The following is a 22,231-nucleotide window of genomic DNA, read 5'->3' as shown; positions in this document are numbered from 1 at the left end:
CGTTTCAATATCCCCTGACGCGATCGACCAGGTTGCGCAGCGCCCCGCCGGCCTCGAAGGTCGCGATCTGCTCGGCGACGTAGCGCGAGATCGCGTCGGCGTCGGTGTCGGCTGCATTGTGCGGCGTCAGCACCACCTTCGGGTGGGTCCAGAACGGGCTGTCGGCAGGCAGCGGCTCCTGGCCGAACACGTCGAGCGAGACCGAACCAAGCGTGCCGTCGTCGAGGCAGGCGAGGATGTCGGCCTCGTTCTGCAGGCCGCCGCGCCCGGCATTGATCATGACGGGGGCGCCGAGCGGCGATGAGCGCCTGAGCTTGGCGAACATCTTGCGGTCGAGAATGCCGCGCGTATCCGGCGTCAGCGGCAGCAGCGACACCAGGATGTCGGTCCGCGCCAGGAACGCGTCGAGCTGCGCCGCGCCATGGAAGCATTCGATGCCGTCGGCCTGCTTGACGCTGCGGCTCCAGCCGGCGACCTGGAAGCCCAATCGCTTGAGCACCTCGGCTGCGTCGATCCCGAGCGTGCCCAGTCCGAGAATGCCGACGCCGATCGCGGCCGCCGGCCACTGGTATTTCGGCGCCCAGCGCTTCACGCGCTGCGACTCGCGCAGATACAGCTCCTGGCGATGATGCATCAGCACGTGCAGCACGACATATTCGGTCATTCGCGCGGTGAGATCGTCGACCGCGACGCGGACCAGGGGCACGCTGGGCAGCGTCTTGTCCGCCATCAGCGCGTCGACGCCGGCGCCGAGGTTGAAGATCACGCGCAGGTTCGGAAAGCCGGCGAGCTCGCCGGGGACCGGCTTCCAGACCGCGGCGTAATGCACCTCGGCTGGATCGAGCCCGGGATCGGGCAGCAGCACCACAGGGCGGTCGCCGCAGACATCGTCGAAACGCGCTTTCCAGCGCTGTGGCGACCAGTTGTCGGTGCCGCCATGGATCAGGAGCGCCAGCGCGCCTTTGGTCATCGGAGGGTCCTCGAGCTAATGTGACGTGTTCCACATACCAGATCGCGCGGGCACGCCAATCTCCGCCCATCAACACGGAGACAATCGTCATGCGCAAATTGCTTCTCGCCACTGCTTTGGTCGTCGCGTCTGCCTCGGTCCAGGCCCAGACCATCGATGTCGGGTCGATCCTGTCGGCCAACGGCATCTCGATCGGCAAGGGCAGTCAGCCGCAGGCCGGCGGCCAGACGCAGGACGGTATGTCCCCGAACGCGGGCAGCCAAGGTGGACAGAGCGCCGCAGGGCAAGGGCAAGGCAAGTCGCAGCGCCAGGCCGCGCGCGCCAGGCAGCCGCGCGAGAGCGCGCAGGAGACCCGGGCGCGCAACATCGCGGCCAAGTACGGCATCTCCTGGTAGGCGGCTTGTTCCTGCAGGCGGAACCCCGCGAAAATACTTCGTGGGACTGTCGGCCGGAGGCATACTCCACCGTCTTGAAGACGAAGGGAGATGCCTGCCGATGTTGTACGCGCTGCTCTGCTATCATGACGAGGATGTCGTCTGCGCCTGGAGCAAGGACCAGGATGCCGCGGTCATGGCCAAGCTTGCCGTCATCCAGGAGAAGCTCGCCAAGCAGGGGCGGCTCGGGCCGGTGGCGCGGCTGCTGCCGACCACGGCTGCGACGACGCTCCGGAAGGAGGATCCGCCGCTCGTCATCGACGGCCCCTATGCCGAGACCAAGGAGCAACTGCTCGGCTTCTATCTCGTCGACTGCGCCAATCTCGATGAGGCGCTGGAGGTCGCACGCGAGCTCGGCGAGGCCAATCCCGGCGGCTCCTACGAGATCCGTCCCGTCGGCACGTTCAGGCCGGGTGGAGCGCTGGCATGACCGATACGGCCTGGATCGATGCGGCCCTGACATCGGCACGACCCCAGGCCGTCGGCGCGCTGCTGCGCTATTTTCGCGACCTCGACACGGCGGAGGAGGCGTTCCAGAACGCCTGCCTGCGCGCCCTGAAGAGCTGGCCGCAGAACGGTCCGCCGCGCGATCCGGCGGCCTGGCTGATCATGGTCGGACGCAACGCGGCCATCGACGATGTCCGCCGGGTCCGCCGCGAGCAGCCGCTGCCGGATGACGAGGCGATCTCCGATCTCGACGACGCCGAGAGCGCGCTCGCCGAGCGGCTCGACGGCTCGCACTACCGCGACGACATCCTCCGCCTGCTGTTCATCTGCTGTCACAAGGACCTGCCGGCGACGCAGCAGATCGCGCTGGCGCTGCGGGTGGTGTCCGGCCTGACGGTGAAGCAGATCGCCCGCGCCTTCCTGGTCAGCGAGGCGGCGATGGAGCAGCGCATCACCCGCGCCAAGGCGCGCGTCGCGCAGGCGGACGTGCCGTTCGAGACGCCGGGCGCGATCGAGCGCGCCGAGCGCCTGACCGCGGTCGCGGCCATGATCTACCTGATCTTCAACGAGGGCTATTCGGCCAGCGGCGAGACCGCGGCGCTGCGCCAGCCGCTGTCCGAGGAGGCCATCCGGCTGGCGCGGCTGCTGCTGCGGCTGTTTTCGAGCGAGCCCGAAATCATGGGGCTGACGGCGCTGCTGCTGCTGCAACACGCGCGCAGCGCCGCCCGCTTCGATGCGGAGGGGACGCTGATCCTTCTCGACGAACAGGATCGCTCGCTGTGGAACCAGCCGATGATCGCGGAAGGCGTGGCCCTGATCGACAAGGCGATCCGCCACCGCCACAGCGGCCCGTACCAGATCCAGGCGGCGATCGCGGCGCTGCATTCGCGCGCCGCGCGCCCGGAGGACACCGACTGGACGCAGATCGATCTTCTCTATGGCGCGCTGGAAGTGGTGCAGCCCTCGCCGGTGGTGACGCTCAATCGCGCCGTCGCCGTCTCCAAGGTGCGCGGGGCCGAGGCGGCGCTCGATTTGATTGCGCCGCTCGAAGGGCGGCTTGCCAATTATTTCTATTTCTTCGGCGTGCGCGGCGCGCTGCTGATGCAGCTCGGGCGCAATGACGAGGCGCGGACCGCCTTCGACCGCGCCATCGCGCTGGCGCACAGCTCGGCGGAGGCCGCGCATATCCGCATGCAGCTCGATCGCCTGATGCGCGACAGCGCGACGGCTCAGGCTCGGGTCGGCCAGTGAAATACTGCCGAGATTCGATCTAAAATTCTGCACCGGGCTGTCGGCGGCACGATCCTTCATTCGTCCTGGGAGCAGCATCACGGGAAGGAGCTGCAGATGACGACGATGGAAGAGCCGGTCTCGCGCGCCGAATTGTGGGGCGGCCGCATCCTGAGCGGTCTGGTGACGCTGTTCCTGCTGTTCGACGGCGCGGTCAAGCTCATCCCTCTGCCCGTCGTCACCCAGACGCTGGATCAGATGGGCTATGGAGCAGGCGACGCCATGGCGCGGGCGCTCGGCCTCATCACGCTTCTCTGCACCGTGCTCTATATCCTGCCGCCGACATCGTTCGTCGGCGCGATCCTGCTCACCGGCTATCTCGGCGGCGCCATCGCCTCGCATGTCCGCATCGGCAGTCCGCTGTTCAGCCACGTCCTGTTCGGCCTCTATCTCGGACTCCTGCTGTGGGGTGGCTTGTGGCTGCGCGACCGCCGCCTGCGCGCGCTTCTGCCGCTGCCGCGCTGACAAATGATCTTTCAACCAAGGAGGATGACGATGATCTGTCCCTATCTGACGTTCAATGGCGATTGCGCGCAGGCGCTCAAGCACTACGGCGAGGTGCTCGGCGCCAAGGTCGACATGATGATGCGTTATGGCGAGGCGCCACCGGAGATGCCGTGTGCGCCGGAGCACAAGGACAGGATCATGCATGTCCGCTTCTCGATCGGCGGCGGCGTCCTGATGGCCTCGGATTCGCCGCCCGAATATTATCAAGGCAAGCCGCACGGAATCTCGGTCTCGCTCCAGATCGCAGACCCGGCCGAGGCGGAGCGCAAGTTCCACGCCCTGCTCGAAGGCGGTGCCGTCACCATGCCGTTCGGCAAGACCTTCTGGTCGAAGGGCTTCGGCATGGGCGTCGATCGCTTCGGCATTCCGTGGATGATCAATTCCCCGGCGGATGGCTACGAGGCGTGACGCCGCTAGCGGCACGAGGCGTACATCGCCTTGAGCTCGCGCCCGCGCAACAACAGAAGCCGCGACGTCAGGCCGCCGCGGCGCTCGATCCAGCCGCGCACCGGCGTGGGATAGGTCTGCAGCACCAGCTTGGAAGCCTCGGGTTCCGCATAAGCGCGGCCGCGCCGGTCGACCGAGCGTGCGGCGTGGAAGCCGAGGGTGGCTCGCCGCGTCACGCAGATGCGGTCCTCGGGCACGACGCTGAGCACCAGCGTGCAGGCCGACAGGCAGGGACCGTCGATGATGACACGCTCGCCGGAGGCGCGAACCTTCTCGAACAGATCGATGAACGGCCCCACCTCGCCGCCGGGCGAGGAGATGATGCGGACGTCGGCGCGCGCCAGCATCGTCGCGATTCCCCACAGGACGACCGCCAGCAGCAAGGTCAGGATGATGCGCATCCGGCTCGGCATCGTTCACGTGTTCCTGCGTTGGCCGCGCAAGGTCGGCAATCCGATTCCCGCGGCGTCGAAGCCGCCATCGACGGCCAGGATCTGTCCGGTGATATAGCTGGAGCGTTCGGAGCTGAGAAACAAGATGGCTTCGGCGAGCTCGTCCTCGAGGCCGTAACGGTTGAGCGGAATGGCATCGTGATAGTCGGCGCGGATCTCCGGCGTGTGCACGTCCTTGGCCATCGCGGTCTCCACCGGGCCCGGCGCCACCGCGTTGACGCGGATGCCGGCGGATGCGAGCTCGACCGCGAGCTGCTTGGTCAGATGCGCCAGCGCCGCCTTGCTGGTGCCGTAGGCGGAGCGCAGCGTGGAGGCGCGGACGGCGGAAATCGAGGTGATGTTGACGATGGTGCCGCCGCGCTCGCGCATCAGCGGGACCGCGGCCCGCGTGCACAGAAACGGCCCGGTCAGATTGACGTCGAGGATGCGCTGCCAGTCGGCTTCGCTGGTTTCCATGATCGGAGCGAAGCGTGCGACACCGGCATTGTTGACCAGCGCATCGAGACGGCCGAACCGGTCGGCGAGGCGCGCCAACGCATCGGCGACCATCGCGGCTTCCGCGACGTCGCAATGCAGGGCGAGCGTTCGATCGGGAGATTCGAGTGCGGTCGTGGCGTCGTCGAGCAGCTTCTTCTCGATGTCGAGCAGGGCCACACGCCAGCCCTCGTGCAGAAATCTCTTTGCTGTCGCCAGCCCGATGCCGCGCGCCGCCCCGGTGATCAGGGCGACTTTGTCGGTCTGCGTCGTCGTCGATGTTTCCGTCACGGCGGTCGACTCCTCGGGCCGGCAGCCCGGCTTTTCTCTTCGTTGAGTCCTAACATGCGCTGCGCGGATCAGCTGTGAAGGCCGTCACATCTGTCAGTGTACGTTCAATCCAGCTCCGCGCGATGCGCATAGCCAGCGAAGTTCGTGGGCGTTGTCAAACAGCCAGCGGTAGTAGCCGGTCGCATCAGCTCGCGTCATCGCGGTGGAGAAGCATCCGAGTCATGCTCGCCTTGGCCTCCCGCTCGATCGGAGGGAGCAGGGAAGACCGGGAGCTTGGCGCCCCATTGGCCCCCGTGCGGGAAAAATGCACGGGGCCGGAACCCCAGGTTCGGCTGAGGCATCCCGGCCCTCCCTGCGCGATGGTCTGACGGCCTATAACACGCTCCCCGGGGACCGGCTGTCTTGCCCCCGTTTCCGCCACAATGCGCTCACGCATCGGACACGGCATCAGCATCGGGATGCCGGGACCACACGATTTCGCCGTACGCGCCGCGTTGTTCGTCTGCGCGTCCTCATATGAGCATGATCTTGTCGGAAAGCTGTGGCGCAATACGCGTCAACATCCTCCGGTTCCGAATCATGCTCCACGCTGCAACATCGACGCTTCCACCGCGTCCTGCTCCCCACGTTCGTGACGACCGCGAAACGTCCCTCTCGATCGGGAACAGGAGGAGCATTCTTACGGGAAGGACTGGACAAGGGTAAGGGTGATCAACTTGAAAGTCTTCACGAAAAAGCTCCGTGGCGCCGGCGGTCTCGCGGCCGCGCCGCAGCCTCCAAAGGCGCATTCCCCCGTGGAATTGGACAGTCCCGCCGTCGGCTGATTTGCCCGTCGTCGGGTCGCTCTCGGACGTGTCTGGGACGAATCTGAACCGGTAGCGTAGAGTTTAAGAGTCTCGGTAGAATCGACATGGGCGATCAATTCATCAGCCGGCGAATCACTCCCGTCAGAACCACGGAGCTGCACGCTTCGTCGCACAGGCCGAATGATCTGAGGCGCGCGTGCGGCGCGTTGCTGTTGTCGTGCATTGTCCTCGGGCTCGCGGCGTCCGGCGCCGCCGGAGCGGATGGCAGCGTTGCTGCGAAACCGGCAGAGACCGAGCAGGCTGCGCACGATGTCGCGCCGCCGCAGCAGCCGCAGACGGCGGAGCCCGAGACGGTGGGGCGGCCGTCGGACGTGCCGACGCCGGCTCCGAAGGTGGCCGTGCCATCGACCGAGCCCGCGAAGCCGGTCGCGGCCGAGCGCAAGGCCGACCCGCGGAGCGACACCAAGACGACGAAGAATCTGTCGGTGCCTCAACGCGCGCTCCCGGCCGACGTTGCGCAGATGATCGGCCGCAAGATCTGGCTCAACGAGGCAGGGGGACGGCGCGACGCGATCACGTCGTGGAATGCGGGTGAAGAATTCGCCTCGCTGGGAATCGGGCATTTCATCTGGTACCCGTCCACCGCGAAGCCGCCTTATGAGGAGGGCTTTCCGGGGCTGATCGCGTTTCTGCGCAAGGGTAGGACGCCGTTGCCTGCATGGCTCGACAAGACGCCGATTCCGGCATGCCCGTGGACCAGCCGGGCCGACTTCAAGCGGAATTTCAACTCGCCGCAAATGCGGCAATTGCGGCAGTTCCTGCTCGACACGATTGCGGAGCAGACGCAGTTCCTGGTTGCGCGTGCGCAAGGCGCGATGGACAAGATCCTCGCCAACACGCCCGACAGCGCCGAACGCGAGCACATCGTCGCGCAGTATTCGCGGGTCGTGCGCGCCTCCAACGATCTCTATCCGCTGATCGACTACATCAACTTCAAGGGCGAGGGCACCAATCCGTCCGAGACGGCGGTGGACAAGGAGACGGGCCAGCGCCAGGGCTGGGGTCTCAAGCAGGTGCTGCTCAAGATGAACGGCACTACCACCGAGTCCAAGGCCGTGCTCGCCGAATATTCCGACGCGGTGCAGGTCGTGCTGCAGCAGCGGGTTCGCAATCTGCCCTCGAACCGCGTGTGGGAGGCGGGCTGGCTGCGTCGCGCGGAGACCTATCGCCGCCCGATCGCGCAGCTCGAGCAGGCCCCCGAACGCGCCCCGCGCAAATCATCGCGCTACAGGGCCGACAACACGCGGTTCTGATACGGGAAGCGGCGCGCACGATCCGTGCGCGTTGCGAGGCGCGCGATCACCTGCCGCCTGCCTCGGCCTTCTTGGCAGCGACGACCTTCTGGTAAGCCGCCTGCAGCCGCTCGCCGACGCTCGGTCCAGCCTTCCTGCGCCGTTTCGCGCCGAGATGGGTCTCGCGCAGCTCGTCCATGAATTCGGCCCACATTTTCGGGCCGCCTTCCATCAACAGCTTGGCGCGGATGCCGAGCTCCTCCGAGACGGGGAGATATTTGTAACCCCAGCCCGCCATCTGCGCGAGGATCGGCAACAGCTCGATGCCCTGCTCGGTCAGGGAATAGATGCCCTTCTGCTTGTGGCTCGGATCGTCCTCACGGCTGATGATGCCGGCCGCGAGCAGTGTCTTCAGCCGGTCGGCGAGAATGTTCGAGGAGATGCCTTCCTCCGAGCCGCCGAGCAGCTCGCGATAGTGCCGGCGATTTCCGAACATCATGTCGCGGATGATCAAGAGGCTCCATTTGTCTCCCACCACTTCGAGCGACAGGTTGATCGGGCAGCCGGAGCGCTGGGGGTCGGACATCGAAGTCTCGTGAGCAGGGATCGCGTATAAACCGCTTGCAATATTGCACCGGTCTGGGCATTCTCCAACTGCTTGCAAAATGAAAGCAGTCAGGGAGAGGCCGTCGATGGCGAGACTGGTGATGTGGAACATGATGACGCTGGACGGTATGGTTGCGGGCCCGAACGGCGACATCTCCTGGCACGAGGACGTGTGGGGCCCGGAGCTGGAGCAGATCTCCGAGACGCAACTGCACGAGGCGGGCGTACTGCTGTTCGGCCGGGTGACCTACGATCTGATGGCCGGCTATTGGCCGACCGAGAAGGGCGTGATCGCCGACTTCATGAACAGCATCCCCAAATATGTCGCCTCCCGCACGCTGTCTCGCCTGGCATGGTCAAACGCGCATCTGCTGGGTCCGCAGCTCGCGGCCGAGGTCGACAAGCTCAAGCAAGAGAATGCCAAAGACCTGTTCCTGTTCGGCAGTGCGGACCTCGCGTCGACGCTCGTCGCGCACGATCTGATCGATGAGTTTCGTATCGCGATCAATCCGCGCGTGCTCGGCGCCGGACGGCCACTGTTCAAGCCGGGTCAGGCCGTGAAGCTCCGCCTGATCGACAGCCGGGCGCTGTCCAACGGCGTTGTCATCGCGCGCTATGCCCCCGTTCGGGACGTGTGAGTCCAGATCTCGCGGGCGCGCTCCGTGTCCCGGGGGAGTGCAGGTCTATAAACCACACCGCCGGTGCGTCTAGCCCCTCACCTCAACCCTCTCCCCGTGAAGAACGGGGCGAGGGAGCGCACCATCCCTGCGGCCGCGCGTTCGGGACCAAACAACTTGTTCTCACTCAACTCATCAGGAGCGTAGGATGTCGCTGACCCTCTACTATCATCCGCTGTCGTCGTTCTGCTGGAAGGTGCTGATCGCGCTGTATGAGAACGACGTTTCGTTCACGCCGAAGCTGATCAATCTCGGTGACGCGGATGAGCGCGCGGCGTTCTTGAAGCTTTGGCCGGTCGGTAAATTTCCCGTGCTGCGCGACGAGCAGCGCACGATTCCGGAATCGAGCATCATCATCGAATATCTCGACCAGCACTATGCGGGCAGGACGCGCTTCATTCCCGATGATCCCGATCTCGCTTTGCGGACACGTCTGCGCGATCGCTTTCTCGACCTCTATCTGCACATGCCGACGCAGACCGTCGTGTTCGACCGGCTGCGGCCGGCCGATGCCCGCGATCCGCTCGGCGTCGCCGACGCTCGAAGCCGGCTGCGCACGTCCTGCGCCATGCTCGAGGCCGAGCTGCCGCCGCGTGGCTGGGCGATGGGCGACGTGTTCACCCTGGCCGATTGCGCGGCCCTGCCGGCGCTGTTCTACGCCGACAGAGTGGAGCCGCTGGGTGATGGGCTGCCTGGCGTCACAGCCTATCTCGACCGGCTCAAGGCGCGGCCATCCGTGGCGCGGGTGCTCGCAGAGGCCGAGCCTTATTTCCACATGTTCCCGCAGGAGCCGGGCTGAATCGGGAACCCGGCCAAAATAATTGCGGGAGCGTGTCGGCGGCACCAGGGCCGGATCGTCCTACTGATGAGGGCAGGGCAGTCCTGCCGGACAGCATCAGGGGAGAGGCGCCATGCGGTTCATGGTGATCGTGAAGGCGACCAGGGACACGGAAGCCGGAATCCTGCCGACGACCGAGGAGTTCGCGGCGATGGGCCGGTTCAACGAGGAATTGGTCAAGGCCGGCATGATGGAAGCTGGCGAGGGCCTGCATCCGACCGCGAAGGGGGCGCGCATCGACTTCTCGAACGGGACGTCGAGCGTCGCGCGCGGTCCGTTCGATCTCTCCCGCGATCTCGCGGCGGGCTTCTGGATGATCAAGGCCGGCTCGCTCGATGAGGTGATCGAGCATATGAAGCGGGCGCCGTTCCCGAGCGGCCAGATCGAGATCCGCCAGGTCTATGCCGCGGAGGATTTCGGCGAGACGTTCACGCCCGAATTGCGTGAGCGGGTCGAACGGCTGCGTGCGCAGGCCGCCAAGAGCTGAACCGACCCTGATCAGGAGAGGAGGAACGCCATGCGATTCATGATGCTGATGATCCCGCTCGGCTATGAGAGCGCGCCGCCGGACGTGCAGCTCGATCCCGAGCGCGTCAAAGCGATGATGCGCTACAACGAGGCCCTGAAGGACGCCGGCGTGCTGATCACGCTGGAGGGCTTGCATCCGCTGTCGATGGGGGCGCGGGTCTCGTTCGCGGGCGGCACGCCTGTGGTGACCGACGGCCCGTTCGCGGAGGCCAAGGAGGTGCTCGGCGGCTATTGGATGATCGAGGTCGCCTCGCGCGACGAGGCGATCGCCTGGGCCAGGCAGTGCCCGGCCTCGGACAACGAGATCATCGAGATTCGCCAGGTCCAGGAGATGGCCGACTTTTCCGAGGAGGTGCAGCAGGCCGCGGCCGGTTTCGCCGAGCTGCCGCATGCCGGCCGTGTCTGATCGATCCGTTTCACAGCAGGAGAGGGAAGTGCAATGAGCGACAACAGCAACACCTATCTCGCCGTCTTTCTCGGCAGCAAGACCAGTCCGGCCTGGAAAGCCTGGGAGGCGCTGTCCGAAACGGAGCGCAATGCCAGGGGGCAGCAGGGCATGGCGGCCTGGCATGCCTGGGCGGATCAATACAAGGACGCGATTGTCGCGATGGGCGGGCCGCTCGGCAAGACCAAGCGGGTCGACAAGGGCGGCGTCAACGACATCGCCAACGAGATGGGCGCGTTCACCGTGGTCCGCGCCGCGTCGCACGAGGATGCTGCGAAGATGTTCGTCAACCATCCGCATTTTGCGATCTTCCCGGGCGAGCGGGTCGAGATCATGCCGGTGCTGCCGATTCCGGGCGGTTAGTTGAGCGGCCTGCAGGGCGGAACGTCGGCTGAGGTGAACATCGCGCTTGCTGCGGCGCCCGGCGTTTGTGCCGGGCGCGCTGATCTCGCGGCGACTTCGGTGCCAACCTGTCCCTTGCGCGACCCTCCAGGCGAGGGTGGCGCCTGTTTCGCTGGGGGCTTAACGGGACGACGGGACGGACCCCTCGCGCACATCGGCGGCTGACCCCGCCCAAAAGTCGCTGGCTTCCTTTGACCCGGCTCATGTAAAAGTCTTTTACATGAGCTGGCGCAAGGAAGAGCGCCGCGCCGAGCGCGGCTATCATCACGGTAACCTCAAGGAGGCGCTGCTGCAGGCGGCGCTCGACCTGATCGCGCAGAAGGGGGCTGCCGGCTTCACCTTTGCCGATGCGGCCCGCATGGCCGGCGTCAGCCCGGCCGCGCCCTATCGCCACTTCCGCGACCGCGACGAACTGCTGTCGAGCATCGCCCAGCGCGGCTTCGAGCAGTTCGAGGCGCAGCTCTCGGCGGCGTGGGACGACGGCCGGCCCGACACCGTCACGGCGTTCGAGCGCGTCGGCAAGGCGTATCTCGCATTCGCCCGTTCGGAGCCTGCGTTCTATTCGGCGATGTTCGAATCCGGTGTGCCGGCGGACTCCACCGCGGGCCTGCTGGCGGCGGGCGAGCGCGCTTTCGGCGTCATCCGGGCTGCGGCGGAGCGACTGGCGGCGCTGGCGCCGCCCGGGGTGCCGCGGCCGCCGGCCCTGATGATGGCGCTGCACATCTGGTCGATGGCGCATGGCATCGCCTCGCTGTTCGCGCGTGGCGACGCCGCCCGCCGCAAGCTGCCGATGTCGCCGGAAGAGCTGCTGGAGGCCGAGGTGCTGATCTATCTGCGCGGGCTCGGCTTCCCGACCGACCGCCGGCCTGCGCCGTCCTCCGTTGCCGAGCCGCCGCCGCTGCCGGACGATGACAAGCCGGCAGGGCCCTGGGGCCGCCCGAAATAAGGTTCAAAGAACGCCGAAAAATAATTCGAGCGACGCGTCAGGCGGTCGCCTTGACAAAATCCCGGGTTGAGCTAGCTATGTAAATGTTATTTACATTCACACGGCATGGCGCCGCGAATGGAGAGGGAGATGGCCTACACCGCAGATGTCAATCGTTGGCGCGGTTCGGAGGAGGAGCAGAGGTACCGGCCCCGCATGATGGAGTCGCCCTGGCATCCCGGCTGGATCGCCGTGACCGTGCTCGGCTTCATCATCTGGTGGCCGATCGGACTTGCCCTTCTCTTTTTTACACTCGGGAGCAGAAAGATGGCGTGCTGGAACGGCGGTGATCGCTGGTCGAACAAGATGGAGCGGATGCAGTGGAAGATGGACCGCATGCGCGACAAGATGGAGCGCCGCGGCTTCGGCTTCGGGTTCTCGCAGCCGGCTTCGAGCGGCAACCGCGCCTTCGATGAGTACCGCATGGAGACCCTGCGGCGGCTCGAGGAGGAGCAGCAGGAGTTCCGCGACTTCCTGACCCGGCTGCGCCACGCCAAGGACAAGGAGGAGTTCGACGCGTTCATGGCCCAGCACAAGCCGCGTCCGACCCCGCCGAACGACCAGCCGCAAAGCTGATCGCCTCTCACCTGACGGCGCAGGGCTTTCAGCCCCCGCCCTGACGGCATAAGACGCCCGCTTGCGGTTCCCCGCCGGCGGGCGTTTTGCGTTTCGGGGTACCGCCCGCCTGCGGCGGCTGGCCGCTGCCCGCTGGCGGCCAAAATGGTCAAGCTGCTGATCACAAAGGCTCTATCTGGCTGGTCCGGTTGGACCTTTGACCTCGGCAATACTCCGCGGTAACCCCGCCTTAACCCCGGAGGGGGTTTGGTTAAGGGGCGCTTACGCGCGCCAAGAGCCCTTGTTTTGACACGTTGGCAGAGGAAGCAGGCCGCTTATGGCTTCGGCGGGCCTCTTAAAGCGATCAGTTCAGGGTTTTCTCGCGCAGGCGCTTTCCGCCGCGACGGCATCCGGCATGGAACGGCGGCTGCATGGTCCCGGGCGTCCCGGGATGATTGGTTGAGAGGATACTGCAGATGTCTGTCGATAGCGGCGGCCTGTCCCTGATCGATCTGTTCGGCAATGCCGGCTGGGTGGTTCGGATCATCATGCTCGGCCTGATCTCCTGCTCGATCTGGGTCTGGGCGATTGCGATCGACAAGATGTTCCTGTTTTCCAGGACCCGCCGCTCGATGGATCGGTTCGAGCAGGCCTTCTGGTCCGGGGAATCGATCGAGGAATTGTACCGGGTGCTGTCGGCGAAGCCGACGCAGTCGATGGCGGCGTGTTTCGTGGCGGCGATGCGGGAATGGAAACGCTCGTTCGAGGGCCATGCGCGCTCCTTCGCCGGGCTGCAGATGCGCATCGAGAAGGTGATGAACGTGTCGATCGCGCGCGAGGTCGAGCGGCTGGAACGCCGTCTCCTGGTGCTCGCCACGGTCGGCTCCGCCGGCCCGTTCGTCGGCCTGTTCGGCACGGTCTGGGGCATCATGACCAGCTTCCAGGCGATCGCGGCTTCGAAGAACACCTCTCTGGCGGTGGTCGCGCCGGGCATCGCGGAGGCGCTGTTCGCTACCGCCATCGGCCTGATAGCGGCCATCCCGGCGACGATTTTCTACAACAAGTTCTCTTCGGAGGTGAACCGGCAGGCGCAGCGGTTGGAAGGCTTCGCAGATGAATTTTCAGCCATCTTGTCCCGTCAGATCGACGAGCGGGGATGAGGGCAGGTATAGTGGCATTCGGATCGTGAGTACCACAGCATGGGCATGAGCATGGGCAGCGCGTCCGGTGGCGGTGGTCGCCGCGGTCGGCGCAAGGCGGCCGTGATGGCGGAGATCAACGTCACGCCGATGGTCGACGTCATGCTGGTGCTGCTGATCATCTTCATGGTCGCGGCGCCGCTGCTCACCGTCAACATCCAGGTCGACCTGCCCCAGGCGCAAGGCGGCTCGGCCTCGACGGCCGACGCCAAGCCGCCGCTCGAGGTCACCGTCAAGAAGACCGGCGGCGGCTGCGCGTCGAAGGTGGACGTGTATCTCGGCGACTCGCCGATCGCGATCAACGAGCTTGGGCCGAAGATCAAGGCGATGAAGGAAGCGGGCGCCGGTGGCGCCGACAACGTCGTCAAGATCCGCGGCGACCGCGACGCCTGCTACTCCGACATGATGAAGGTGCTGGGCCTGGCGCGCGACGCCGGCTATCGCGCCAGCATCGTCGTGCTGCCGGATCAGGGCTCATGACGTCAGCAGACCTCATCCGGTTCGTTCGCACGCGCAAGGGGACGGTGCTGTCCGTCGCCCTGCACGTGCTCGTGCTGTGCTGGGGCCTGTTCAGCTTCTCCGCGCGCTCGATGGTGGTGCCGGCGGAGGACCTGGTGCCCGTCGACGTGATCTCGGAGGACAACTCGTCCAAGGCCAAGGCCGGCGCGCTGACGGGCAAGAAGGAATCCCAGAAGCTGCTGGCCGACAAGATCGGCGAGAAGAAGCCGACCGAGGACATCGTCGGCAAGGTTGACACCAAGCAGGTCACCGAGACCGACGCCGCGCCGACGCCGCAGCCCAAGCCGGAGAAGCCGGTCGAGAAGAAGCCCGACCCGCCGAAGCCGGTCGAGAAGCAGCCGGATACGCCCAAGCCCGTGGCCGAAAAGAAGCCGGAGCCGCCGAAGCCCGCGCCGGCCGACAAGCCGAAGCCGGAAGAGAAGAAGCCCGATCCGTTCAATCCGGACCAGATCGCCAGCGTGCTCAACAAGGACAAGGCGAAGCAGCCGCCGAAGCCGCAGGCCGCCGCCGCGCCGCCGGAGCCGCCCAAGCACAAGAGCGAGCGCAAATACGACTCTGAGAAGATCGCGAGCCTGATCAATCAGAAGGACCCGACGCGGCAGGCTGCCACGGGGGCGGAGCTCAACGCCAATGCCGCGCTGGGCGCAACGCAGGGAACGGCTGAGAGCAACGTCGCGAGCTGGCAGATCGCATTCCAGCAGGCGGTCGGCCGCTGCTTCAATCTTCCCTACACCGGCGTCGATGAAGACAAGATCGAGGTCGATATCGACATCCAGCTGCGTCCGGATGGATCGCTGGCCGCCGTGCCGGCCGTCGTTGGGACGCGAGGACCGTCGCGGGTCAGCGTAGCCATGGCGGAGAATGCCAAGCGCGCGGTGGAGAATTGCCAGCCCTATTCGTTCCTGCCGAAGAACCGGTACAATGAGTGGAAGCTCGTACCGACGACATTCAATCTCAAAATGATGAATTCGATGCGAGGCCGAACTTGACGACACCTCCGAAGCGCACGACCGGATTTTTCACGCGGCGCCAGCTGTTGCTGACCGGAGGCGCCGCGATGGCAGCGCTGGGCGCTGGGCCCGCGCTCGCCCAGCAAAAACGCCTGGAGATCATCCCGAGCGGCGAGTTCAAGCCGATCCCGATCGCCGTTCCGCCCTTCGTGCCCGGCGGGGCAGGGGATGCCGATGTCGGCAATGGCGTTGCGCAGGTGATCACCAACAATCTGAAGCGCAGCGGGCTGTTCGTGCCGGTCGACCCGGCTGCGTTTCCCGAGCGCATCAGCAATTTCGAGGCGCCGCCGCAATTCGCGAGCTGGCGTCCGCTCGACCTGCGCGGGCTGGTGACGGGCCGCGCGACGCGGCAGCCGGACGGGCGCCTGAAGGCTGAGTTTCGGCTGTGGGACCCGAACTCGGGCCAGCAGCTCACCGGCCAGCAATATGTGACGGCGCCGGAATATTGGCGGCGCATCGCGCATATCATCTCGGACCAGATCTACACGCAGATGACCGGCGAGAAGGGCTATTTCGACAGCCGCGTCGTGTTCGTCGACGAGAGCGGCCCGTCGGATCGCCGCGTCAAGCGGCTCGCGCTGATGGACCAGGACGGCGCCAACGTCCGCTATCTCACCCGTGGCGCCGACCTCGTGCTGACGCCGCGGTTCTCGCCGTCAAGCCAGGAAATCACCTACATGGAGTTCGGGCAGGGCGACCCGAAGGTCTATCTGTTCAACATCGAGACCGGCCAGCGCGAGATCGTCGGCAACTTCCCCGGCATGTCGTTCTCGCCGCGCTTCTCGCCGGACGGCCAGCGCATCATCCTGAGCCTGCAGCAGGGCGGCAACTCCAACCTGTTCGTGATGGACCTGCGCTCGCGCACGACCACGCGGCTCACCGACACGCCGGCGATCGATACCTCGCCGTGCTACTCGCCGGACGGCAGCCAGATCTGCTTCGAGTCCGATCGCGGCGGCAAGCCGCAGATCTACGTGATGTCCTCCAGTGGCGGGGCAGCGCAGCGCATCTCGTTCGGCGAGGGCAGCTACTCGACGCCGGTGTGGTCGCCGCGCGGCGACTTCATCGCCTTCACCAAGCAGGGCGGCGGCCAGTTCGCGATCGGCATCATGAAGACGGACGGCTCGGGCGAGCGCATCCTCACCGCCGGCTTCCACAACGAAGGGCCGACCTTCTCGCCCAACGGCCGCGTGCTGATGTTCTTCCGTGACCCCGGCGGCACCGCCGGTCCGTCGCTGTATTCGATCGACGTCTCCGGCCGCTTCGAGCAGAAGGTGCCGACGCCGGGCTTCGCCTCGGATCCGGCCTGGTCGCCGCTGCTGTCGTGACGGTGAGCGAGGCTCTGGGCCCGCTCACGTCGTGGTGGACGCGATTTTTCGAGTCGCGCGAGGCGTGTTCTGTGGAAAGGTGGAACTATTAGTTGTAGTAGCCGGGTAGTGTTTGCCTAGTTCTCTGAATTTTCGAGCGAATTCGCGCATTTCGCGAGCGCGGAAACGCTCCGCTAACGATGTTCCCTCAGAAAGACTTCACCTGCGAGCGGTAATGTTTGTGCACCGAACAGGACGCGTGCGCACGAATGCAGCTTGCCACTCAGAATGGAGAAGACGATCGAAAGTTGTCGCCTGCGATCCAGGCGGCTCTCGTCGACTCCCTCTTCCAGGATCCCGGCCCGATGTTCGCCGGCGCACTCTGCGCCGCCGTTGCCGCCGTCATGACCGCGATCAAGAGCGGCGACGTCAATCTGTGGCCGTGTGCCGCGATGCTGATCATCGCAGGGGCGTTCCGTTCGCTCGACATGCGCTACTATCGGAGCCTCTGCGACAACGGTCGCCTCACGCAGGAGGCGGTCGAGCGCTGGGAGGTTCGCTACCAGATCGGCGCCATGATCTATGCGCTGGTGCTCGGCGTGTGGTGCGTAGTCGCCCTTGTCGACAACAGCGACCCGGTGGTGCACCTGATCGCGATCACGGTGACGCTCTGCTACATGTCGGCGGGCGCCGGCCGGACCTACGGGCGGCCTTGGATATTCCATGTCCAGATCCTGCTCGCCTGCGGACCGCTTGCAGTGGCTCTCGCGATCCACGGCAGCCCTTATTACCTGGGCATGGCGGCGTTCTGCGTCCTGTTCTTCGTGTCGCTGAAACATATCTCGACCAATCTGCAGAGGATCTTCGTCCAGGCCTTCGTGGCGCGCGAAAGCGAGGCTGCGCTGGCCAAGCAGTTCGATACGGCCCTGAACAACATGCCGCACGGCCTGTGCATGTTCCGCTCCGACGGGCGTCTGGCCGTGATGAACCACCGCTTCGGCCACATGATGAGCCTGCCGGATGACATCCTGCAGCGTGGCGGCAAGGCGGCCGACATCATCAACGCCTGCGTGATCGCAGGCTCGATCTCCGCTTCGAGCGGCCGGCTGATCCTGGCCGAGATCGAGCACACCAAGACCCATAACGTCATTACCAGCGATCCCGACGTCGCGCGCGACCGGTCGCTGTCCTGGACCTTCCAGCCGATGGCCGACGGCGGCGCCGTGGTCCTGCTCGAGGACATCACCGAGCGCCGGCATGCGGAGGCGCGCATCTCGCATCTGGCGCGCTATGACGAGCTCACGACCTTGCCGAACCGCGTCAGCTTCCGCGACGAGATCGAACGGCTGCTCAGGATTCCGCAGCGGCACGGCGAATTGTCCGCGCTGCTGTTCGTCGATCTCGACCGCTTCAAGCAGGTCAACGACACGCTCGGCCACCCCTGCGGCGATCAACTGCTCTGCGCGGTCTCCGAGCGGCTGCGCGACATGCTGCGTCCGGAAGACTTCGTCGCGCGCTTCGGCGGCGACGAGTTCGTGGTGTTCCAGCGCAACATCCGCTCCAACGATGACGCGGCCATGCTGGCGCGCCGGATCGTCGACCAGCTCAGCGAGCGCTACAAGATCGACAATCATCTGGTCGAGATCGGCGCCAGCGTCGGCATCGCCATGACTGGGCCGGGGATCAGCGCCGACACGCTACTGAAGAACGCCGACATGGCGCTGTACCGCGCCAAGGCCGAGGGACGGGGCACCTTCTGCTTCTTCCGCGACGAACTCGCCCAGACGGTCGAGGCGCGCCGCATCCTCGAGCTCGATCTGCGCAAGGCGCTGGCGAACGAGGAGTTCGAGCTGTTCTATCAGCCGCTGGTCAATCTGAAGTCCGGCAAGATCTCGACCTGCGAGGCGCTGCTGCGCTGGAATCACCCGGTGCGCGGCACGGTCTCGCCGGTCGACATCATTCCCGTCGCCGAGGACATGGGCCTGATCGTCGATCTCGGCCGCTGGATCCTGCGCAAGGCCTGCCTGGAATGCATGAAATGGCCGGATGCGGTCAGCGTCGCCGTCAACTTCTCGCCGCAGCAGTTCCATCAGCGCGACGTGCTCAGTGAGGTCCGCTACGCGCTCGAAGTGTCCGGGCTGCCGCCGCATCGGCTCGAAATCGAGATCACCGAATCCTCGCTGTTGCGCAACACCCAGCTCACGCACGATGTGCTGTCGCAACTGCACATGCTCGGGGTCCGTATTTCGCTCGACGATTTCGGCACCGGCTATTCGAGCCTCAGCTATTTGCACAACTTCCCGTTGGAGAAGGTCAAGATCGATCGCTCTTTCCTCGAAGGCATCGACAGCGATCGGCCGCTGACCCTGTTGCGCGGTGTCGCAAGATTGTCCGCCGATCTCGGCATGTCGGTGGTGGTGGAGGGCATCGAGACCAACGAGCAGCTCGAACTGGTCAGCGCCGACGGCACGGTCACCGAGGCGCAGGGCTATCTGTTCAGCCGGCCCGTCCCCGCAATCCGCATCCGACAGCTCCTGAATGCCTCGCATGGGCGCCGTTCCAGCGACGGGGCGATCGCGGCCGCCGGCGGGACACGTTCGATCGCTTGATCGCCCGACCTCCGCCTTGATGCGGACGTGCCGCGAAGATCGACCGGCGCTGGAGGCGAGCTCTGTGCGTAGCATCCCGCCGGTCCTCTCTACGAGCGTGGCTCGCACGTGAATGGCGATGTGACAACCCCACGTCGCACCATTCGGAAACATTGCACGCGTCTACCAAGCGAATCCGTTTCGATTTGACACGCAAGTGATCCGAAGCAATCCGTCCGGTGCAGCGTCCAATCCCGTAAGTCACGGTTGCGCCTCCGGGATTCTGCGAGCCGTTAACTTTGTACCGCCGAAAGCTTTGCGTCGGCATTAACCCGCTGTTAAGCTCATACTGCTCGTAGGAGTTGTGTGAGAAGGGGTTGCGGATGAAGTCGGCGGCTAGAGTAAGTGCCGTTGCTGAACAGAAGTCGGATGTGCTGGAGAACGTGGACTATCGACTGGCGCTGACTGTTGAGGACAAGGACGAGATCTATCGGCTGCGCTACCGCGCCTATCTGCGTGAAGGCGCCATCCTGCCGTCGCCCAGCGAACGCGTCACCGACGAATATGACGATCTTCCCAACAGCTTCATCTTCGGCGTCTACGTCAATGGCGAGCTCTACAGCTCGATCCGCATCAGCGTGGTGAACTCGCAATGGCGCCGATCGTTGTCCTCGGACATGTTCGCCGACTTGCTGCATCCCGAACTTGATCGCGGGAAGGTCATCATCGACCCGACACGGTTCGTTGCCGACCATGAGAAGGCGCGGCTGTTTCCGGCGCTTCCCTATGTGACGGTCCGGCTCGGCTACGTCGCCTGCGCCCACTTCAATGCGGACATCGGTCTCGCCAACGTCCGCCCCGAGCATCGCGCCTTCTACAAGAAGGTGTTCCTGCAGGAACCATGGGGTGAGCCGCGGCTCTACTCCGGCCTCACCAAGCCGGTCGGCCTGGTGGCGGCGCATTACCCTTCGATCCGCGATCGCGTGTTCCAGCGCTTTCCGTTCATGCGCTCGAGCGCGTTCGAACGGCGGATGCTGTTCGATCGTCCCGCGCCGGACGCCTTCACTGATTCGTTCAGGATTCAGGCGGTCGCGAAGGCCGGCTGATCATCGGCCGATATCGGGGCCAGTTCGGCCGTCTGGCCGGTTCACACCGTGGCCTTGATGCAAAATTCAGCGAAAAAGCGCCCTGCTGCAGGCGTCGCGCCGCTTGCCTTCACCCTGGCGCCACATTTACAACCCATTAACCATCGCGGTCGCTTTTCGGGTTTCGTTAGCATTTGACGGGGTTCGGCAAGACCCCATCAAGGTTGACGGAACGTTCGCTTAACCATCGCCCTGTAGACCGGATGGCAGTCTAAGAACGTGAGCGTGGAGGCTCCGGGAATGAAATATCAGATGCGTATCCTCCAGGGATTGAAGTTGGCCGCCGTGCTGGCCGTGGCGCTGTCGATGGGCGCCTGCGCCAACAAGAATCTCACCGGGGCCGACGGGGCGATGGCCAGCGCTGCGACTCCAGGCAGCCAGCAGGACTTCGTCGTGAATGTCGGCGATCGCGTCTTCTTTGAGAGCGATCAGACCGATCTCACGCCGCAGGCGATCGCGACCTTGGAGAAGCAGGCGCAGTGGCTGCAGAGCTATCCGCGCTACTCCTTCACGATCGAGGGCCATGCCGACGAGCGCGGCACCCGCGAGTACAACATCGCGCTGGGCGCGCGGCGCGCGCAGTCGGTCCGCAACTTCCTGGTGTCGCGCGGCATCGACCAGGGCCGCATGCGCACGATCTCCTACGGCAAGGAGCGGCCGGTGGCGGTTTGTAACGATATCTCGTGCTGGTCGCAGAACCGTCGTGCGGTGACGGTCCTGAACGCCAGTTCATAAAGCTGAACGAATCCGTTGCTGATGAAGCCGGCGTCGCCCATCGACGCCGGCTTCATTGTTTGTGATCGGCGGGTCTTGTCCAAGCTTGGTCTTGTCTTCGCTTGAACGTCATTTGTCTCTATCGCATTTCTGCTTTACAGCCTCGCTCACAGGCTTGTTTTCAATGTCTCGCCGATCCGGTCGTCAGGGCAGCATGTCATTCATGTTTCTTCCACGGAGCGCCGCCGCGATCCTCGCAGCGCTCGTCGTTTTCTCGTGCCAGGCATTTTCGTCGCGGGCGCTCGCCCAGACCGACGATGATCCCGAGATCCGGATTCAGCGGCTCGAAAACCAGCTCCGGCAACTGACCGGTCAGAACGAGGAGCTGCAATATCGCAATCGCCAGCTCGAGGAGCGGCTGCGGCAACTGCAGAGCGCAGCGCCCGGCGGCGCCCCCGCGGCGCAGCCGAGCGCGGCCGCGCCGGCGCAGGCCAATCCCGCCTACGGCCAGCCTCCACAGCCCGCCTACGGGCAGCAGCAATATGGCCAGCAGCAGTACGGCCAGCCGCAACAGGCCTCTCCCCAGCAGCAGCCGGGCTATGCGCAGCCGCAGGCCGGCGCGCCGGTGCAAATCGTCCAGGAGCCCGCGGCCCCTGGCCGGGGCCGCCGCGGCGATGCGTTCGATCCGAGCCAGAATCCGACGGCTCCCGGCGCCCCGCAAGCGCTCGGCGGCGGCCAGTTGCCGATCCAGCCGGGTGGCGGCCAGCCCGCCGGCCGTCCCGCCGGCGATCCCACGACTCTCGCCAACACGGGCGGTCGCTATCCCCAGGGTGCGCCGCCGGCCGCCGCTCCGGGCGCAGGTGGACTGGAGACCGCGCCGCCGCGGCAGACGCCGCGCGACGAATACGACCTCGGCATCGGCTACATGCAGCGCCGCGACTACGCGCTGGCCGAGCAGACGATGCGCAACTTCACCCAGAAATATCCGAACGATCCGATGGTCGGCGACGCGCAATATTGGCTCGGCGAGAGCTTCTACCAGCGTCAGCAATATCGCGATGCCGCCGAGGTCTTCCTCGCCGTGACGACGAAATACGAGAAGTCGGGCAAGGCGGCGGATGCGCTGCTCCGGCTCGGCCAGTCGCTGGCCGCGCTGAAGGAGAAGGAGGCGGCCTGCGCCGCGTTCGGCGAAGTGACGCGCAAATATCCGCGCGCGTCGGCGGGCGTGAAGGCGACGGTCGATCGCGAGCAGAAGCGGGTGAAGTGCTGAACGTCCCCGGGCGAGGGTAGGCCTCTCGCTTAC

General features: G+C 65.5%; 25 protein-coding genes. 21 read left to right on the top strand and 4 right to left on the bottom strand.

Features of this window, described 5'->3' with window-relative positions:
• Positions 1–4: 4 nt before the first annotated feature.
• On the bottom strand, positions 5–970 hold the full coding sequence (locus tag QX135_RS14555; RefSeq protein WP_315795751.1) for a glyoxylate/hydroxypyruvate reductase A: 966 nt from the start codon (positions 968–970) through the stop codon (positions 5–7).
• Positions 971–1,059: 89 nt separating this feature from the next.
• Between QX135_RS14555 and QX135_RS14550 the strand changes: the two genes are divergently transcribed.
• The 5 genes from QX135_RS14550 (at position 1,060) to QX135_RS14530 (ending at position 4,056) form a co-directional block, all read left to right on the top strand.
• Positions 1,060–1,365: a hypothetical protein gene (locus QX135_RS14550; protein WP_316181041.1), complete on the top strand. Its 306-nt coding sequence runs from the start codon at positions 1,060–1,062 to the stop codon at positions 1,363–1,365.
• A 100-nt stretch (positions 1,366–1,465) separates the two neighbouring features.
• Positions 1,466–1,834, top strand: coding sequence for a YciI family protein (locus QX135_RS14545; RefSeq protein WP_315717600.1), 369 nt, complete (start codon positions 1,466–1,468; stop codon positions 1,832–1,834).
• The gene (locus QX135_RS14540; protein ID WP_315772319.1) at positions 1,831–3,102 is read left to right on the top strand and encodes an RNA polymerase sigma factor; all 1,272 of its coding nucleotides are present in this window, start codon (positions 1,831–1,833) and stop codon (positions 3,100–3,102) included. Before QX135_RS14545 ends, QX135_RS14540 begins: the two co-directional genes overlap by 4 nt.
• 132 nt (positions 3,103–3,234) lie before the next feature.
• On the top strand, positions 3,235–3,606 hold the full coding sequence (locus QX135_RS14535; RefSeq protein WP_315772413.1) for a DoxX family protein: 372 nt from the start codon (positions 3,235–3,237) through the stop codon (positions 3,604–3,606).
• Positions 3,607–3,636: 30 nt separating this feature from the next.
• The gene (locus QX135_RS14530; RefSeq protein ID WP_315756040.1) at positions 3,637–4,056 is read left to right on the top strand and encodes a VOC family protein; all 420 of its coding nucleotides are present in this window, start codon (positions 3,637–3,639) and stop codon (positions 4,054–4,056) included.
• A 5-nt stretch (positions 4,057–4,061) separates the two neighbouring features.
• Here QX135_RS14530 and QX135_RS14525 read toward each other — a convergent pair whose 3' ends face one another.
• Positions 4,062–4,508, bottom strand: a complete 447-nt coding sequence (locus QX135_RS14525) for a hypothetical protein (RefSeq protein WP_315736304.1) — start codon at positions 4,506–4,508, stop codon at positions 4,062–4,064.
• A gap of 3 nt (positions 4,509–4,511) precedes the next feature.
• A complete protein-coding gene (locus QX135_RS14520; protein ID WP_316160726.1) occupies positions 4,512–5,312 on the bottom strand; it encodes an SDR family oxidoreductase in 801 nt (266 codons plus the stop codon).
• A gap of 910 nt (positions 5,313–6,222) precedes the next feature.
• Between QX135_RS14520 and QX135_RS14515 the strand changes: the two genes are divergently transcribed.
• On the top strand, positions 6,223–7,431 hold the full coding sequence (locus tag QX135_RS14515) for a hypothetical protein (RefSeq protein WP_316181043.1): 1,209 nt from the start codon (positions 6,223–6,225) through the stop codon (positions 7,429–7,431).
• A 46-nt stretch (positions 7,432–7,477) separates the two neighbouring features.
• On the opposite strand, the gene QX135_RS14510 is transcribed toward QX135_RS14515, so the two are convergent.
• The gene (locus tag QX135_RS14510; protein WP_315772322.1) at positions 7,478–7,996 is read right to left on the bottom strand and encodes a helix-turn-helix domain-containing protein; all 519 of its coding nucleotides are present in this window, start codon (positions 7,994–7,996) and stop codon (positions 7,478–7,480) included.
• A gap of 106 nt (positions 7,997–8,102) precedes the next feature.
• Between QX135_RS14510 and QX135_RS14505 the strand changes: the two genes are divergently transcribed.
• From QX135_RS14505 to ybgF, 15 genes are all read left to right on the top strand, one after another.
• Positions 8,103–8,654, top strand: a complete 552-nt coding sequence (locus QX135_RS14505; RefSeq protein ID WP_316181046.1) for a dihydrofolate reductase family protein — start codon at positions 8,103–8,105, stop codon at positions 8,652–8,654.
• A 187-nt stretch (positions 8,655–8,841) separates the two neighbouring features.
• Positions 8,842–9,492 (top strand): glutathione S-transferase family protein, encoded by a 651-nt coding sequence (locus QX135_RS14500; RefSeq protein WP_316181048.1) that lies wholly within the window; start codon positions 8,842–8,844, stop codon positions 9,490–9,492.
• Between the two features lie 112 nt (positions 9,493–9,604).
• The gene (locus tag QX135_RS14495) at positions 9,605–10,018 is read left to right on the top strand and encodes a YciI family protein (RefSeq protein ID WP_316181050.1); all 414 of its coding nucleotides are present in this window, start codon (positions 9,605–9,607) and stop codon (positions 10,016–10,018) included.
• A 30-nt stretch (positions 10,019–10,048) separates the two neighbouring features.
• Complete coding sequence (locus tag QX135_RS14490) at positions 10,049–10,465, top strand: YciI family protein (RefSeq protein ID WP_316181052.1); 417 nt, start codon at positions 10,049–10,051, stop codon at positions 10,463–10,465.
• A gap of 33 nt (positions 10,466–10,498) precedes the next feature.
• Entirely contained in the window at positions 10,499–10,867 is a 369-nt protein-coding gene (locus QX135_RS14485) for a hypothetical protein (RefSeq protein ID WP_315772332.1), read from the top strand.
• Positions 10,868–11,126: 259 nt separating this feature from the next.
• Positions 11,127–11,852 carry a TetR/AcrR family transcriptional regulator gene (locus QX135_RS14480; protein WP_315736313.1) on the top strand — a complete coding sequence of 242 codons (726 nt, stop codon included), beginning with the start codon at positions 11,127–11,129 and terminating at the stop codon, positions 11,850–11,852.
• Positions 11,853–11,981: 129 nt separating this feature from the next.
• Entirely contained in the window at positions 11,982–12,467 is a 486-nt protein-coding gene (locus tag QX135_RS14475) for a DUF2852 domain-containing protein (RefSeq protein WP_315736314.1), read from the top strand.
• Positions 12,468–12,922: 455 nt separating this feature from the next.
• Entirely contained in the window at positions 12,923–13,606 is a 684-nt protein-coding gene (gene tolQ, locus QX135_RS14470) for a protein TolQ (protein WP_315717584.1), read from the top strand.
• A 39-nt stretch (positions 13,607–13,645) separates the two neighbouring features.
• Positions 13,646–14,125: a biopolymer transporter ExbD gene (locus tag QX135_RS14465; RefSeq protein WP_315736315.1), complete on the top strand. Its 480-nt coding sequence runs from the start codon at positions 13,646–13,648 to the stop codon at positions 14,123–14,125.
• Positions 14,122–15,153 carry a protein TolA gene (locus QX135_RS14460; RefSeq protein WP_316181054.1) on the top strand — a complete coding sequence of 344 codons (1,032 nt, stop codon included), beginning with the start codon at positions 14,122–14,124 and terminating at the stop codon, positions 15,151–15,153. The genes QX135_RS14465 and QX135_RS14460 overlap by 4 nt, the downstream gene beginning before the upstream one ends.
• A 68-nt stretch (positions 15,154–15,221) precedes the next feature.
• A complete protein-coding gene (gene tolB / locus QX135_RS14455; RefSeq protein ID WP_315812927.1) occupies positions 15,222–16,502 on the top strand; it encodes a Tol-Pal system beta propeller repeat protein TolB in 1,281 nt (426 codons plus the stop codon).
• Between the two features lie 248 nt (positions 16,503–16,750).
• Entirely contained in the window at positions 16,751–19,090 is a 2,340-nt protein-coding gene (locus QX135_RS14450) for a putative bifunctional diguanylate cyclase/phosphodiesterase (protein ID WP_315736317.1), read from the top strand.
• Between the two features lie 362 nt (positions 19,091–19,452).
• The gene (locus tag QX135_RS14445; protein WP_315736318.1) at positions 19,453–20,175 is read left to right on the top strand and encodes an N-acyl amino acid synthase FeeM domain-containing protein; all 723 of its coding nucleotides are present in this window, start codon (positions 19,453–19,455) and stop codon (positions 20,173–20,175) included.
• A gap of 279 nt (positions 20,176–20,454) precedes the next feature.
• Complete coding sequence (gene pal / locus QX135_RS14440) at positions 20,455–20,949, top strand: peptidoglycan-associated lipoprotein Pal (RefSeq protein ID WP_315736319.1); 495 nt, start codon at positions 20,455–20,457, stop codon at positions 20,947–20,949.
• A 202-nt stretch (positions 20,950–21,151) separates the two neighbouring features.
• Positions 21,152–22,198, top strand: coding sequence for a tol-pal system protein YbgF (gene ybgF / locus QX135_RS14435; protein ID WP_316181056.1), 1,047 nt, complete (start codon positions 21,152–21,154; stop codon positions 22,196–22,198).
• The last annotated feature ends 33 nt before the right edge of the window (positions 22,199–22,231 follow it).

The organism is Bradyrhizobium sp. SZCCHNR1098 (genome assembly GCF_032489375.1).
Lineage (GTDB): Bacteria > Pseudomonadota > Alphaproteobacteria > Rhizobiales > Xanthobacteraceae > Bradyrhizobium.
Note: the sequence above shows the minus strand (reverse complement) of the source record. Positions and strands in the feature narration are given on the sequence as shown.